At 54.3% G+C, this 14676-nt stretch carries 11 protein-coding genes; 5 read left to right on the top strand and 6 right to left on the bottom strand.

Annotated elements, in window-relative coordinates; translation table 11 throughout:
- Positions 1–79 precede the first annotated feature (79 nt).
- From tynA to PYW49_RS02100, 3 genes are all read left to right on the top strand, one after another.
- A complete protein-coding gene (gene tynA / locus PYW49_RS02110) occupies positions 80–2356 on the top strand; it encodes a primary-amine oxidase (RefSeq protein WP_320385494.1) in 2277 nt (758 codons plus the stop codon).
- A gap of 165 nt (positions 2357–2521) precedes the next feature.
- A complete protein-coding gene (locus PYW49_RS02105; protein ID WP_320385493.1) occupies positions 2522–4495 on the top strand; it encodes an alkyl/aryl-sulfatase in 1974 nt (657 codons plus the stop codon).
- Between the two features lie 72 nt (positions 4496–4567).
- Positions 4568–5674, top strand: a complete 1107-nt coding sequence (locus tag PYW49_RS02100; RefSeq protein WP_320385492.1) for a GGDEF domain-containing protein — start codon at positions 4568–4570, stop codon at positions 5672–5674.
- An 86-nt stretch (positions 5675–5760) separates the two neighbouring features.
- Here PYW49_RS02100 and PYW49_RS02095 read toward each other — a convergent pair whose 3' ends face one another.
- The gene (locus PYW49_RS02095) at positions 5761–7260 is read right to left on the bottom strand and encodes an aldehyde dehydrogenase family protein (protein ID WP_134350149.1); all 1500 of its coding nucleotides are present in this window, start codon (positions 7258–7260) and stop codon (positions 5761–5763) included.
- A gap of 241 nt (positions 7261–7501) precedes the next feature.
- On the opposite strand from PYW49_RS02095, the gene feaR reads away from it, so the two are divergent.
- Positions 7502–8410, top strand: coding sequence for a transcriptional regulator FeaR (feaR, locus tag PYW49_RS02090; RefSeq protein WP_320385491.1), 909 nt, complete (start codon positions 7502–7504; stop codon positions 8408–8410).
- Here the strand turns inward: feaR and PYW49_RS02085 are convergent, their stop codons facing one another.
- From PYW49_RS02085 to PYW49_RS02070, 4 genes are all read right to left on the bottom strand, one after another.
- The gene (locus PYW49_RS02085; protein ID WP_028017556.1) at positions 8411–8728 is read right to left on the bottom strand and encodes a YdbL family protein; all 318 of its coding nucleotides are present in this window, start codon (positions 8726–8728) and stop codon (positions 8411–8413) included.
- Between the two features lie 7 nt (positions 8729–8735).
- Positions 8736–8927, bottom strand: a complete 192-nt coding sequence (locus PYW49_RS02080) for a YnbE family lipoprotein (RefSeq protein WP_320385490.1) — start codon at positions 8925–8927, stop codon at positions 8736–8738.
- The gene (locus tag PYW49_RS02075) at positions 8924–11563 is read right to left on the bottom strand and encodes a YdbH family protein (protein ID WP_320385489.1); all 2640 of its coding nucleotides are present in this window, start codon (positions 11561–11563) and stop codon (positions 8924–8926) included. Before PYW49_RS02075 ends, PYW49_RS02080 begins: the two co-directional genes overlap by 4 nt.
- Before the next feature lie 210 nt (positions 11564–11773).
- Positions 11774–12097 carry a hypothetical protein gene (locus PYW49_RS02070; RefSeq protein ID WP_320385488.1) on the bottom strand — a complete coding sequence of 108 codons (324 nt, stop codon included), beginning with the start codon at positions 12095–12097 and terminating at the stop codon, positions 11774–11776.
- Positions 12098–12425: 328 nt separating this feature from the next.
- Between PYW49_RS02070 and PYW49_RS02065 the strand changes: the two genes are divergently transcribed.
- Complete coding sequence (locus PYW49_RS02065) at positions 12426–13415, top strand: 2-hydroxyacid dehydrogenase (RefSeq protein WP_134350145.1); 990 nt, start codon at positions 12426–12428, stop codon at positions 13413–13415.
- 406 nt (positions 13416–13821) lie between these two features.
- Here the strand turns inward: PYW49_RS02065 and PYW49_RS02060 are convergent, their stop codons facing one another.
- The gene (locus tag PYW49_RS02060; protein WP_134350144.1) at positions 13822–14613 is read right to left on the bottom strand and encodes a DUF6694 family lipoprotein; all 792 of its coding nucleotides are present in this window, start codon (positions 14611–14613) and stop codon (positions 13822–13824) included.
- Between the last annotated feature and the right edge of the window lie 63 nt (positions 14614–14676).

The following is a 14676-nucleotide window of genomic DNA, read 5'->3' as shown; positions in this document are numbered from 1 at the left end:
TGCAGGCAAACGCTTTTCTCATGGGCCTGTCAGGATAAGGCTGTCACAACACAATAAACACAACAAGATGAGGTCTACGATGGGAAGCAATTCTTCTTTTTCTGCCCGTAGAACGGCGCTGGCCATGGCCGTTGCGCTGTGTTGCGCCTGGCAATCCCCTGTTTTCGCCCACGGCAGTGAGGCGCATATGGTCCCGATGGACAAAACGCTGCAGGACTTCGGCGCGGACGTTCAGTGGGATGATTACGCACAGATGTTCACCATTGCGAAAGACGGTGCCTTTGTGAAGGTCAAACCGGGCGCCAAAACCGCCATCGTTAACGGTAAAACCCTCAAGCTTGAGGTGCCAGTGGTAATGAAAGGTAAGAAAGCCTTTATTTCCGATACCTTTATCAACGATGTTTTCCAGTCCGGCCTTGACCAAACCTTCCAGGTTGAAAAAAGCCCTCACCCCTTAAACGCGCTAACGGCGGACGAAATTAAGCAGGCCGTAGAGATTGTTAAAGCCTCTGCGGATTTTAAACCGAATACCCGCTTTACCCAGATTGCCCTTGCTGAGCCAGAGAAAGCCAAAGTGTGGGACTTTGTGCTTAACGGTACGCCAGTGGATTCCCCCCGCCTGGCGAAGATCGTGATGCTCGATGGAAAGCACGTTATCGAAAGCGTGGTGGATCTAAAGGATAAAAAAATTCTGCGCTGGGAACCGGTGAAAGACGCGCACGGCATGGTACTGCTGGATGATTTCACCGCGGTGCAGCAGATCATCAACGACAGCACAGAGTTTGCCGAGGTGCTTAAAAAGCACGGCATCACCGACCCGAAAAAAGTGATAACCACGCCGCTGACCGTCGGCTATTTCGACGGTAAAGACGGTCTGAAGCAGGAAGATCGCCTGCTGAAAGTGGTGAGCTATCTCGACGTTGGCGACGGCAACTACTGGGCGCACCCAATTGAGAACCTGGTGGCCGTGGTGGATCTTGAGCAGAAGAAAATCCAGAAAATTGAAGAAGGTGCCGTTATTCCGGTACCCATGACCCCGCGCCCCTATGATGGCCGCGACCGCGTAGAGACGCCGAAAAAGCCGCTCGACATCACTGAGCCGGAAGGCAAGAACTACACCATAACCGGCGACAGGGTGCACTGGCAGAACTGGGATTTCCACCTGAGCCTGGATTCCCGCGTCGGCCCGATGATTTCAACCGTGACGTATAACGACAACGGCAAAAAACGCCAGATTATGTATCAGGGCTCTTTAGGCGGGATGATCGTCCCGTACGGCGACCCGGACGTGGGCTGGTACTTTAAAGCCTATCTCGACTCCGGCGATTACGGTATGGGCACCCTGACCTCACCGCTGGTGCGCGGGAAAGACGTGCCGTCTAACGCCGTCATGCTCAATGAAACCATTCCGGATTACACCGGCGCGCCGATGGAGATCCCGCGCGCGATCGCCATTTTCGAACGCTACGCCGGGCCGGAGTACAAACATCAGGAGATGGGCCAGCCTAACGTCAGCACCGAGCGCCGCGAGCTGGTGGTGCGCTGGGTCAGTACCGTTGGCAACTACGATTACATCTTCGACTGGGTGTTCCATGAAAATGGCACCATCGGCATTGACGCCGGCGCGACGGGTATCGAAGCGGTGAAAGGCGTGCAGGCGAAAACCATGCACGATGCCACCGCGAAAGACGACACCCGTTACGGTACGCTGATCGACCATAACATTGTGGGCACCACACACCAGCACATCTACAACTTCCGCCTGGATATGGACGTGGATGGCATCAACAACAAGCTGGTGGCCATGGATCCGGAAGTTAAGCCGAATACCGCCGGTGGCCCACGCACCAGCACCATGCAGATTAACCAGTACGATATTGATACCGAGCAGCAGGCGGCGCAGAAATTCGACCCGGGTACCATTCGCCTGCTGAGCAACACCCGCAAAGAGAACCGCATGGGCAACCCGGTCTCGTACCAGATAATCCCTTACGCGGGCGGTACGCACCCGGTGGCGACCGGCGCGAAGTTCGCCCCGGACGAGTGGATCTACCATCGCCTGAGCTTTATGGACAAACAGCTGTGGGTGACCCGCTATCATCCTGATGAGCTCTATCCGGAAGGGAAATTCCCTAACCGCTCCGTGCACGACACGGGCCTGGGGCAGTACAGCAAGGATAACGAGTCGCTGAACGACCAGGACGACGTGGTCTGGATGACCACCGGCACCACCCACGTGGCGCGGGCGGAAGAGTGGCCGATCATGCCGACGGAATGGGTGCATACCCTGCTCAAACCGTGGAACTTCTTCGACGAGACGCCAACGCTCGGGAAGAAAAAAGACGAACAAAAATAAATAACGCACCGGGCGTAATGCCCGGTTTTTCATCTATTTACTTGCTGAATACCTCTCCCCGATTATAGTTATTTCACCTCGTTTATTTCCTTGCATTTCTTGAACCACTTTCAGCCAGGACTCGAAGTTTCCACGAACGACGTAATACATCACTGAGAGGTTAGGATGAAATTCAATTTGATCGTCAGGAGTCTTGCGCTGGCAGGGCTTGTTATTTCCGCAAATTCGACTTATGCCGCAGAAGCCCCGAAGGATGCCACTGCCGCGACGCAACAATCCAATAACGCCCTGTTTAATCAACTTCCCTTCTCCGACAACACCGATTTTACGGATGCCCATAAAGGCTTTATTGCGCCTCTTCCTCAGGACGTTATCAAAGGGGAACAAGGTAATATCATCTGGAACCCACAGCAGTATTCGTTTATTAAAGAAGGCGATAAGGCACCGGACTCCGTTAATCCCAGTTTATGGCGTCAATCTCAGCTGATTAATATTAGCGGCCTGTTTGAAGTGACCGATGGCGTATATCAGATACGAAATCTTGATCTGTCGAATATGACCATCATTGAAGGGAAAGACGGTATTACCGTGGTTGACCCGCTGGTGTCGGCAGAAACGGCGAAAGTCGGGATGGATCTCTATTTTAAAAATCGCGGCAAGAAACCTGTCGTTGCCATCATTTATACCCACAGCCACGTGGATCACTATGGCGGCGTGCGCGGCGTGGTGGATGAAGCTGACGTGAAAGCTGGCAAGGTGAAAATCTACGCGCCAGCCGGGTTTATGGAGGCAGCCGTTGCCGAGAACATCATGGCAGGTAACGTGATGAGCCGCCGCGCCAGCTATATGTACGGCAACCTGCTGAAGCCAGATGCCAAAGGTCAGGTGGGTGCTGGTCTTGGGACCACCACCTCCGCCGGGACGGTGACGCTGATTGCGCCGACCAATATTATTGAAAAAGATGGGCAGAAAGAGGTTATCGACGGTCTGACCTACGACTTTATGCTCGCACCGGGTTCCGAAGCACCATCGGAAATGCTCTGGTATATCGAAGAGAAAAAAGTCATTGAATCCGCAGAGGATGTTACCCACACCCTGCATAATACCTATTCTCTGCGTGGCGCAAAAATTCGTGAACCGCTGCCGTGGTCGAAATACATCAACCAGGCGATTGTGCGCTGGGGTGACAAAGCCGAAATCATTATGGCACAGCACCACTGGCCGACCTGGGGCAACGAAAACGTGGTCAAGCTGCTGAAAAGCCAGCGTGACCTTTATCGTTATATCAACGACCAGACGCTACGCATGGCAAACGAAGGGCTGACGCGCGACGAAATCGCCGCTAACTTCAAGCTCCCGGACTCACTGGCACATACCTGGGCGAACCGTGGCTATTACGGTTCGGTGAGCCATGACGTCAAAGCTACCTACGTGCTTTATCTGGGCTGGTTCGACGGCAACCCGGCGACCCTGGACGAACTGCCGCCAGAAGAAGGCGCGAAGAAATTCGTTGAGTATATGGGCGGCGCGGATGCCATCCTGAACAAGGCGAAAACCGACTTCGACCAGGGGAACTACCGCTGGGTGGCGCAGGTGGTGAGCAAAGTAGTCTTTGCCGACCCAAACAACCAGGCGGCGCGAAACCTGGAAGCGGACGCGCTGGAACAGCTTGGCTATCAGGCTGAATCTGGCCCATGGCGTAACTTCTACCTGACCGGTGCGCAAGAGTTGCGTAACGGCGTGGTGAAAGGTCCAACGCCGAATACCGCCAGCCCGGATACGGTACGCGCGATGACGCCAGAGATGTTCTTTGACTATCTGGCTGTCCATATCAATGGTCAGAAAGCCGGAGAGGCTAAATCGGTGTTTAACATTGACTTAGGCAGCGATGGCGGGAAGTACAAACTCGAGCTGGAAAACGGCGTGCTGAACCACACGGCGAACGCTGAAGCTAAAGATGCTGACGCAACGCTGACGCTGAACCGTGACACGCTAAATAAAATTATCCTCAAGGAAGTTACGTTGAAACAGGCTCAGGATAGCGGAAAGATTAAAATTAGTGGCGACAGCGCTAAACTTGATGCCATGCTTAGCTATATGGACAAGTTTGATTTCTGGTTTAACATTGTGACACCGTAACGTCGCGAGCATAAGGGCGGTTCATCCGCCCTTTCCTGCTTCACGTGTGGCCAGGACAGGGTGAAAACGTCAATGGAAAAAAGAAAAAAACCGACACTTGAACGGGCAACCTGGCCGACGCGCCATGCCATGGTCATGCATGGACTGGCGATAAACCTGCCGTGGCTGGCTTTCGTCAACGTCAGCTTTGCCGTGATGATCCTGCTGCGACACATCCTGCTTAAGGCCGGCGATCCCCTTTATCCGACCTCACCGCATCTGACGAAAATGGTCGATGCCTCCATGCTTGGGATTATTATCCTCTCTGCCGCGCTGGTCCTGATGGCCTGGCGGCGTATCGCCGGTATCAGCGTCGTGCTGTTTATCTGTAGCGCCATCTGGTCGGTAGCCTGTTTCTGGTTTATTACCCAACTGCTGCTGCCTCACGTCTGGCCCCTGTGCGTCATTTTATTACTCGCTGGCTTAACGGCGCTCTATTTTTACCCTGAAGGGCTACTCGCCTTTGTGCTCCCGCTATGGGTCACCCTGCCGGTCGCCAGCTGGAGACTCAATGAGGGCCTTAACCTTCACTTCGTTATTATCTGGAGCGTCTTTACGCTGATCCTGATCTGCGGGCGTTTCATCCTGTTAAGCTGGTTTGACGAAGCGTGGCGACGCAACCAGCAAAATCAGCTGCTGATTTCACGGCTTGACGCGCTGGCGCATCAGGACCCGTTAACCAAAACCGCCAATCGCCGGAAAATGGAAGTGGTGCTGGAAAACGCGGTTGAGCAGAAAAAAACCTTCTCGGTGATCATGCTGGATATCGACTATTTCAAACGCTACAACGATACCTACGGGCACCAGGCGGGTGACGAATGCCTGACGCGCGTGGCGCGCGTGCTGAAGCAGTCGGTGCGCACACCAGAGGATGTGGTGTCACGCTACGGCGGCGAGGAGTTCGTAGTGATCCTGTTTAACTGCCCGGAAAACATCGCAGAAAAGGTTGCCCTGCGTATTCAGGACGGCCTGCGCGCGGAGTCCATACCGCACAGCGCCTCAGCGGTCAGCGACCATGTCACCGTCAGTATGGGCATTGCAAGCATGGCGGAGGGGTTAGCCGGCACCGAGATCATCGCCCGCGCCGATGCGGCGCTGTATCGGGCGAAGGAGGCCGGGCGGGATCGGTGGTCTTTGTAAACATGTCGGGTGGCGGCTACGCCTTACCCGGCCTACGGCTCGTGCTGTTGTAGGCCGGGTAAGCGCAGCGCCACCCGGCTTGTTTTTTAATACCGCACGCAAACCGATTTGGTTTCACACCAGCCGTCCAGCCAGTCCGGGCCAAAGTCACGTCCGGTGCCGGACTGCTTCATCCCGCCAAACGGCAGGTTGGCGTCGATCAGCGTATGGCTGTTCACCCAGACGGTGCCCGCCTGCAGCCTGTCGGTATACTCCAGCGCCTTGCTGATATTTTGTGTCCAGACGCTGGCCGTCAGGCCATATTCGGTGTCGTTTGCCAGCTGGAGCGCCTCTTCCCCGTCAGCAACGCGCACCAGGTTGACCACCGGACCAAACACCTCTTCGCGGGTCAACCGCAGCGCGGCATCCGGGTTGACCACCAGCGTAGGCGAAACGTAATAGCCTTTACCTTCCGGGCCACGGTTTCCGACAATCAGTTCAGCATGGCGAGTTTTCGCTTCATCAAGGAAGGTCTGCACCTTGTCGCAGTGCGCGCGCGACACCAGCGGGTTAATAAACGCCTCCGGCGACATGCCCGGCCCGACGCTCAGGGATTTCACCGCCTGTTCAAACCCGCTGACCAGCGTGTCAAACAGCGGCGCTTCAATATAGATGCGGGAGCTCGCCGCGCAGACCTGCCCCTGGTTCAGGAAGCTTCCGGTCATTAAGCCTTCTATCACCCACGCAGGATCTGCATCCTTCAGCACAATCGCCGGGTTTTTGCCGCCCAGTTCGAGGGTCACCCCGGTAAGCGTGTCCGCCGCCGTGCGGGCAATTTGCTTGCCTGTCGCCGTAGAGCCGGTAAAACTAACCTTGGCAACATGCGGGTGTGAGGTCAGCGCTGCGCCACACACCGCGCCGCTCCCGGTTACCACGTTGAACACCCCGTCCGGGATGCCCGCTTCGCTGGCCAGTTCCGCCACGCGCAGCATGGTCAGCGGCGTGGTTTCGGACGGTTTAATGACGATAGAGCAACCCGCGGCCAGGGCAGGCATCACTTTCCACATCCCGATCATCAGCGGGAAGTTCCAGGGCACAATCCCTGCCACGACGCCAACCGGCTCTTTGCGCGTCCACGCCTGGTAGCGCGCGCCCTGCGGCAGTGGAATAGAGAGGTCGAGGGTTTTACCCGCAATTTTGGTGGTCAGCCCGGCGGTATAGCGCATCCAGTTGAGGGTGCAGCCCACTTCAAAGGCGCGGGAAATATTAATGGATTTGCCCTGCTCCAGCGTTTCAAGCTGGGCCAGCTCCTCGCTGTGCTGTTCTACCAGATCGGCAAAATGGAGCAGGATCCGCTCGCGCTCCGCCGGTAATTTTCCGGCCCAGCTGCGGGCAACAAAGGCGCGCCAGCCGGACATCACGGCGCGGTCGACGTCATCGACGCTGGCATCGGCAGTCGAGGCAATCACCTCGCCCGTGGCCGGGTTATAGACGTTCAGCCGTTTTTCGCTGTCCGACGCGGCCTGACGCCCTTCAATCCACAGGCCATGATGTCGGTCTAAAAACTGTTGCACGGCAGGCTGAATAGCCACCTGGGATTCAGACATAGGATACTCCTTCGTTATTATTCGCAGGGTGTTAATCCAGTCTAAGAGGGGTTTCGCATTCTCGCTTTTGTCTCTGTGACATTCGCTTTGCCACCTGTGACAGGCTCCGCAAATCGTGATAATTCCGCCTTATATCGCTGTCCCCGGTGAGTGTTCTTTCCTATAGTCAGCCTCATAGCTCTGACAAAATGCAACACAAATGTAACAATGCGAAAACGTTGACGGCGCAGTGAGAGAAACGATGGCGTGTGCAAGCGAGCAGGAACAGTATCAGCAGTGGCTGGCGCAAATTAACCAGGTTTGCGGGCGTTTTAACGCCCGTCCTCTGGAGGGAAAATTCTTCGGTGAACTGGAAACCAGCTACGCGCGCAGCCTGAAGCTCAGTACCGTTACCGCCGGCGGCGTTAACCTGTTCCGCTCTCGTCAGGAGATCAAAAACAGTAACGATGCCTGGTTCTATACCGTGTTCCAGCTTGAAGGCAGCGCGGAGATTGAACAGGACGACCGCCGAGCGGTGCTTAAAACCGGTGATATCACGCTGCTTGACGCATCGCGCCCCTGCTCAATCAACTGGCAGGAAAAATCCCGCCAGATTTCTCTGCTGGTACCCCGTCAGATTATTGAGCAGCAGTGTCGGTTTCAGGAAATAAGCTGTGCGCTCACCCTTTCCCGTTCGTTGCCGACGGTCCAGCTGAGCCACCGTCTGTTGATGGACAGTATGAACAATGCTGACCTGAGTGACCGGGAGAGTGAAGCGGCGCTTGAAGCGATGGTTTGTCTGCTGCGCCCCGCTTTCCAGCAGCGCGAGTTGATTCAGCCGCGTAAGGAACGTCAGTTCCAGCACGTGGTGGCGATGATTGACGACAATATTCAGTCTGAATCTCTGCGCCCGGAATGGATTGCCGCCGAGAGCGGTATGTCCGTACGCAGCCTCTACCGCATGTTTGCCGAGAAGGGACTGGTGGTGGCGCAGTACATCAAAAACCGTCGTCTGGATCTCTGCGCGCAGGTGCTGCGCTCTGCCGGCGACGATGAAAAGCTGGCGGGGATTGGCTACAGCTGGGGGTTCACCGACCATAGCCATTTTTCAACGGCATTTAAGCAGCGTTTTGGCGTCTCGCCGGGTGAATACCGCAGGCGCTACCGCTAGCTACTTCTTGAGCCATTTTCCGTTAATGCCCTTCACGTACTCGCCCGGCTGCGCGCGGGCCACCAGTTTTTGACCGGCCATTTTCGCCACTTCATCAACCGGTAAATTGTTGCTGTCAGCCAGCTTCTGGTAGTTTTCCGTGCGCGCCGCGTTGATACGATTGACCAGCGCCAGCGTTTCCGCGTCCTGTTGAATCGGGGCAAGATAACCACTGAGGGTTTCCCCCACGCGCCCCTGCGCCCGGGCATCGTTTAAGGTCAGCGCCGCTGCCTGCACGTTCATCCCCAGTGCCAGTAAAATCAGAGCTAATCGTTTCATGGCGTCCTCAGAACAGATCGCTGCGCGATTTCAGCAGGGTTTCAACGTCTTTATCGACCTTAATATGGATCTCATGTTCGATTTTGACATTCATATTGATGGTAATCGGCTCCTTCGGTGCAGCGACTTCAATGCGCGGCGTACAGCCGGTCAGTAGCGCGGCAGCGGCAACGGTGAGCACACCAGCCCTCATTTTCATTGTTGTTCCTCACTTTCCTTGCCAGTCGAACTGCGGGGAGCAGGTATCGCCGCATGTTGCTCAAACCAGGTTTGCAGGTTGTCTCCAAAACGCAGGCTGCGCCAGAGGGTAAAGACATTCTCGTCATGGGTATAGTTCAGATTGACGGAGCTGCTTTTGCCATCCACGCGGCTGGTCCCCTTGATGGTCGCCTGCATGGTTAATTCACCCAGGTTATCTAAATTGATTCTCGTCCACGAACGCGAAATTTCCATATAGCGGAGCCAGTTAATTGCAGCACCCGCCACCATATTATCTTTCACGATGGCGTCCGCCGTGTCTTTGTCGATGCGCAGCGTCATGGGACCCGGGTTGGTCAGCCAGCCATCTTTAATGATCCATTTTTCATTGTCCAGCCAGAACGGCAGCGCCCCGCTGACCGGGCCCGACATGGTAAACTGTTTCGGATTAACGGCGCTAACCAGTTCGCTCGAGGAGATATTGTCCACGCGCAGCAGGGCTGGATCGTGCTGCGGCATCCTCAGCTGCTGCATAGTGATCTTCCCGCCGAGGGCTTCCACCTTCACGTTGGTAAGCAGCAGCGGATTGTCCTCCGTCCAGGGATAGTCCCCCTGTAAGTCGGCGGTAATATTGCGTGCTGTCACCAGGTTTACTACTTCGCCAATGCGCAACGTGACCGGGCCGCGCGTGCCGAGAGACCAGGTCCCTTCGCTAAAGCGGAACGGCAGCACAAAATCGACGCCGTTGATCTGGTTATCCGGCATCCAGGCGCTGCCGGATTTCAGCACCCCGTGCCCACCCGCTTCAAAGCCCTGATCGGCCGCCGCCGAGAAGGCGATCTGCGCATAGAGCTCCCCGTCACGCAGCGTCATTTTCCAGTCCGGCGGGATCAAAGGCTGGAATACGGTGAGCGACTGTTTCGGCCACCAGGCCTGCCCGCGAAGACGTACGCCATCCCAGCGGCCGTTCACCTGCACCGGGCCGATTTTGTCCGCATGGAGGTCGCCTTTAAACTGGAATATCGTCGGGTCGGTACCGTCAACGCTGAAGGTCAGGACCGACGGCGGCAAAAAGCTGCCGCCGGAGAAACGGGTTTGCCCGGCATTGAGCGACAGCGCGCCGCTGAAGCTCGGCTTTTCAGGGTCGCGGAACCAGCGCACCGGCCGATCCAACACCAGGCGCGGCTTGCTGACGTCCATCGTGCCGTACTGAAGCTTGTCAAAACCGGTGGAGAGCGCCGTCAGCTCGATAAGCTTGTCGCGCCACTCGCCTTTTCCGGCGACATCCCAGCGGGCATTCATCGGCGTAAAACCACCTTTCCCCCAGTAGCGCCACTGCCACAGACCGTTGTCGGGTAAAAAGTCGTTGGCCTGTCCGTCCAGGTGGAGCTCAAAATCGCCCATTTCGTTTTCATGGGCGCGCAGAATTGCCTGTAAACGACCGTCCACGCCCTTCTGCGTGAGCTTCACGCCCGCCAGCGGCCAGCGGATTTCATCGATGTCGAGTGAGTTGATGATGCGCCCGCGCGAGCGGAGCAGCGCACCCGGTTCAAAGGCAAGCTGCGGTTCATACAGGCTGCCGGTCAGCTTTGCCGGCAACCGGGCGTAAAGAATGAGATCGTTTTGTTTCGCCTCGCCGCTCAGGTGCAGCGGCATGTCGCTGTTTTCCAGGCTGAGCCTGCCGGGCCCAATATTCAGTACGGCGTTGCCTTTCCCCGCATCGCCGTGCGTCAGCACGTTCAGTCGTCCGCTCAGCGTGGTTTTATCCAGCCCCTGCTGCCAGTTATCGGCGCGAAGCGAAATGCGCCCGCTTAGCGGCATACCGGAAAGGTCCCAGTTCCAGCGTCCGTCACTGATGTTCAGCTGTTCCGCCGTGATTTGCCACGGCAGGTCGAGCAGCGGATCGGGGTTGTCTCTCGCCATGACCACCAGTTGACCCTGATTGTCTTCCCAGTCGAGATCGGCATCGACCAGGGACGTTAACTGTGGCACGTTAAAGGTCGCGACCGCGTGGCCTTTCACCGGCACACCATCCGGAACCAGCGGCAGCGTGAACTTCCCAACCAGTTTAATGGGCTGCGGCTGATCGGGTAGCTGAATATCGAACTGGCTCACCGAGAGCGTCTGACCGTGTAGTTTTCCTTTGATGCTGACCTGCTCGCCTTTATAGGCGATCTCCTGGCTTAACGGGGTCAGTGACGCATTAAGCTCACCCTGCCACTGCTGCCAGGGCGAAAGCGTCAGACGATGAACGGTGAGCCAGGTATTGGGCAATACCGCCTGCCACTGGGCCAGCGTTTTGGGGGCAACCGTTGACGGCGCGGACTGGGGAATTTTACTGAGGCAGACGGAGTTAAGATCCAGCGCGCCGATATCCAGTTTCCAGCGGCTTGGATGTGACAGCGTCACGTTATCGATGCGCGCTATTTCGCAGTCTTCAACCAGATAACGGAGATCGGGGATGACCAGCGCGTGACGAGTGAGCTTTGGGCTCTCCTCAAAAGCGATGCGCGTCCCGACGGGCAGCCAGATCCCGGCGAGCGTCGGTACCCACTGGGCGAGCGTCATCAGCAGCGTCAGCGGCAACAATATGAACAGCAGTAAAAGCGCAAATGCGGCTTTGTATTTACCCTTCATGGGCAGTTAATATCCTGATTTAGCGAAAGAATTAAGCCGGCAGTGCCGATCATTGTCGCATGTTTAGCGACTGAGTTGAAGTCAACGCCAAGTTTAAGGATAGATGCTGTAACGCTATGTGGTAAATTTTTTGCTATACGCAACCTAAAGAACTCGATTTATATTCAATAGGTTACGCATACCTTCAGCGTAAATAACAAAATTGGGAGGCTAATACCTGTTCCGTGGCATCGCCAGCAGGTAAAGCATAGCGAATATCAATGACCCCCAATACACTGAGTCGTAACGCCAGGGATCAAAGTCGATATGCAAAAAACCGCTCATGAACGCATAGCCATTGGCAAATACGTTAATTTGTACGGCTGCAATTGCTATAACAAACAGAGTGTAAGCAATGAAGAGAGGATATTTTCTGCGTTTGTTAACCTTGAGCTTACCCATGTACAGCAAGAAAAAAACAGCAATAGATACAATAAAATAGCACAAGGCAGGCATAATGGGCGGGGTTAATGACAACTCAAATTGTTGCGACATGCTCCATTCTCCCTTTCTGTCTAAAAACTCAACAACTTGTTAAGTCGTTCCATTGCCTCCGGAAGCATTGCAGTTTTTACGCCCGCTTGCCATTCTTTAACGTAATCCAACCAGACGTTCGATCACATCCTTTATCAACGCCCTTATTCCCAGGCTATCCCGGACCAGATTCGCGCCTGAACTTTCTCGTAGTAAGAATATCATGGAGTTAGGATGTACATATGCTCTAGAATAATTGATAGAACTTATTGAATTCAATAATATTTTAGAAATTGTAAGATAATTTTAATCATGCTAACGTGAATGCAAAATCACTGGAGAAAGTCTTATGAAACTCGCGGTATATAGCACAAAGCAGTACGACAAAAAGTATCTGCAACATGTTAACGAGGCTTACGGGTTTGAGCTTGAATTTTTCGACTTTCTGCTGTCCGAAAAGACCGCCAAAACGGCGCACGGCTGTGAAGGCGTCTGCATCTTTGTTAACGATGACGGCAGTCGTCCGGTGCTGGAGGAGTTGAAAAAACACGGGGTGAAGTACATCGCCCTGCGCTGTGCGGGCTTTAATAACGTGGATCTCGACGCGGCGAAAGAGCTGGGTCTGAAGGTGGTTCGTGTCCCGGCCTACTCCCCGGAAGCGGTCGCGGAACATGCGATTGGCATGATGATGTCGCTCAACCGTCGTATTCACCGCGCTTATCAGCGTACCCGTGACGCCAACTTCTCGCTGGAAGGGCTGACCGGCTTTACCATGTACGGCAAAACCGCGGGCGTGATCGGGACCGGTAAAATTGGCGTGGCCGCCCTGCGCATTCTGAAAGGCTTCGGCATGCGTCTGCTGGCGTTTGATCCGTACCCAAGTGCGGCGGCGCTGGATCTGGGCGTGGAGTACGTCGACCTGCCGACCCTGTTTTCGCAGTCTGACGTGATCTCCCTGCACTGCCCGCTGACGCCGGAAAACTACCACCTGCTTAACCAGGCGGCGTTTGACCAGATGAAAGACGGCGTGATGATCATCAACACCAGCCGCGGCGGATTGGTTGACTCTCAGGCCGCTATCGAAGCGCTGAAGACCCAAAAAATTGGCGCGCTGGGGATGGACGTATATGAGAACGAACGCGATCTGTTCTTTGAAGACAAGTCTAATGATGTGATCCAGGACGACGTGTTCCGTCGCCTCTCTGCCTGCCATAACGTGCTGTTTACCGGGCACCAGGCGTTTCTGACCGCCGAAGCGCTGATCAGCATTTCGGAAACGACGCTGGGTAACTTGCAGCAGCTGGAAAAAGGCGAGGCGTGCCCTAACGAAATCGTGTGAGCGTGTATTGCCCGGTGGCGGCAACGCCACCGGGCGTTAATCGGTTATTTTGTTAATACCGACCCACCGAAACACAATTTACGGGTAAAGGTTATTACCAGAGTTTTACGCTTCCATCTGGCTGCTTACCACCTACAGGCGTCATGTCATAGACCCTGGAATAGGCTTTAACATTTCAAATCCATTTTAATTCATAATAAGTGCATGAATAAAACACCTTATTTCACCATACTTGTCCCGGTTTTATTTTCAGTTTCCGAGCGGAGTTATTCTAAAGATCACCAAAGGATGTGGAGCGTGTTGAATAGCTAAACGACCATTCTCTTCCAGCAGTATATTTTTCGCTCACCACGTTTCCTCTCAACATAAAAAAACCCGCCGAAGCGGGTCAATTATGAGTCATAAATCAAAGATTATTTTTCTTAAGATCTTCAAGCCTGCTGTCATCTTTCTTTGTGAACCCTGTTGCATCAAACAACGCCTGGCGATCAGGCCCGTCTACCCTTGCGACGGTCACAGTGAAAACGGCATCAGTTGGGACATAAAGTCGACCCCATTCAGAATCCTTAGGCGGAGCCAGAGTCCACGTGGCTTCTTCATTTGGTTTAAGTCCACCAGGAACATCGTAAAAGAAATTACTTACCAGCCAGGGTTCTGAATGCCCACTGCCTGCAACCACTCCCTGAAGGTATGCCCTGGAGATAACGGTATCAGTATTGTTTTTAACGACCAGTTTTATTATGGGTTGTGGCTTACCGTCTTCCTGGGGCTCCTTGATAAGTTGGGATGATAAAACCTGGACTTTTTTCAGCGCTTCTATGGCTTTCTCTGCGTTAGCTTTTCTCTGTTCCAGCCCTTTGATTTCCTGAAGCACCTGCTCTTTCTGCTTAAGCTCTTTCTCCGCGTTTACTTTCTGAGCATATGAAATTACTTCGTCGGCAGTCTTTCCAGACAGAGAATCGCGCATCTTTTTGCTTAGGTCTTCTTTGTCACTTTGTATTAGATCAGCCATATTGATGTTACTGAATGCCACCACCTGTAGAGCGTTATCAAACTCCCCCCGCTTATTCTCCGGAAGTGACTCTCTGACTTTAGCTATAGATGATTTCATTGCGTCATCAGTTGATGAATCAATTTTAGGTTGATCACAACCGGCGAGTAAAAAGGAAAGTAATATTACGCCAACTATTTTTTTCATGTCCCTATTCCATCGGTAAAAATTAGGAATAATCTTATCAGAAAATGACACAACAAAAAACAT

This window comes from Enterobacter chinensis, assembly GCF_034008295.1.
GTDB lineage: Bacteria > Pseudomonadota > Gammaproteobacteria > Enterobacterales > Enterobacteriaceae > Enterobacter > Enterobacter chinensis.
Note: the sequence above shows the minus strand (reverse complement) of the source record. Positions and strands in the feature narration are given on the sequence as shown.

Excerpts from the sequence above, each read along its gene's own strand:
- tynA (WP_320385494.1), top strand. The coding sequence starts at position 80 with ATGGGAAGCAATTCTTCTTTTTCTGCCCGTAGAACGGCGCTGGCCATG.
- PYW49_RS02105 (WP_320385493.1), top strand. The coding sequence starts at position 2,522 with ATGAAATTCAATTTGATCGTCAGGAGTCTTGCGCTGGCAGGGCTTGTT.
- PYW49_RS02100 (WP_320385492.1), top strand. The coding sequence starts at position 4,568 with ATGGAAAAAAGAAAAAAACCGACACTTGAACGGGCAACCTGGCCGACG.
- PYW49_RS02095 (WP_134350149.1), bottom strand. The coding sequence starts at position 7,260 with ATGTCTGAATCCCAGGTGGCTATTCAGCCTGCCGTGCAACAGTTTTTA.
- feaR (WP_320385491.1), top strand. The coding sequence starts at position 7,502 with ATGGCGTGTGCAAGCGAGCAGGAACAGTATCAGCAGTGGCTGGCGCAA.
- PYW49_RS02085 (WP_028017556.1), bottom strand. The coding sequence starts at position 8,728 with ATGAAACGATTAGCTCTGATTTTACTGGCACTGGGGATGAACGTGCAG.
- PYW49_RS02080 (WP_320385490.1), bottom strand. The coding sequence starts at position 8,927 with ATGAAAATGAGGGCTGGTGTGCTCACCGTTGCCGCTGCCGCGCTACTG.
- PYW49_RS02075 (WP_320385489.1), bottom strand. The coding sequence starts at position 11,563 with ATGAAGGGTAAATACAAAGCCGCATTTGCGCTTTTACTGCTGTTCATA.
- PYW49_RS02070 (WP_320385488.1), bottom strand. The coding sequence starts at position 12,097 with ATGTCGCAACAATTTGAGTTGTCATTAACCCCGCCCATTATGCCTGCC.
- PYW49_RS02065 (WP_134350145.1), top strand. The coding sequence starts at position 12,426 with ATGAAACTCGCGGTATATAGCACAAAGCAGTACGACAAAAAGTATCTG.
- PYW49_RS02060 (WP_134350144.1), bottom strand. The coding sequence starts at position 14,613 with ATGAAAAAAATAGTTGGCGTAATATTACTTTCCTTTTTACTCGCCGGT.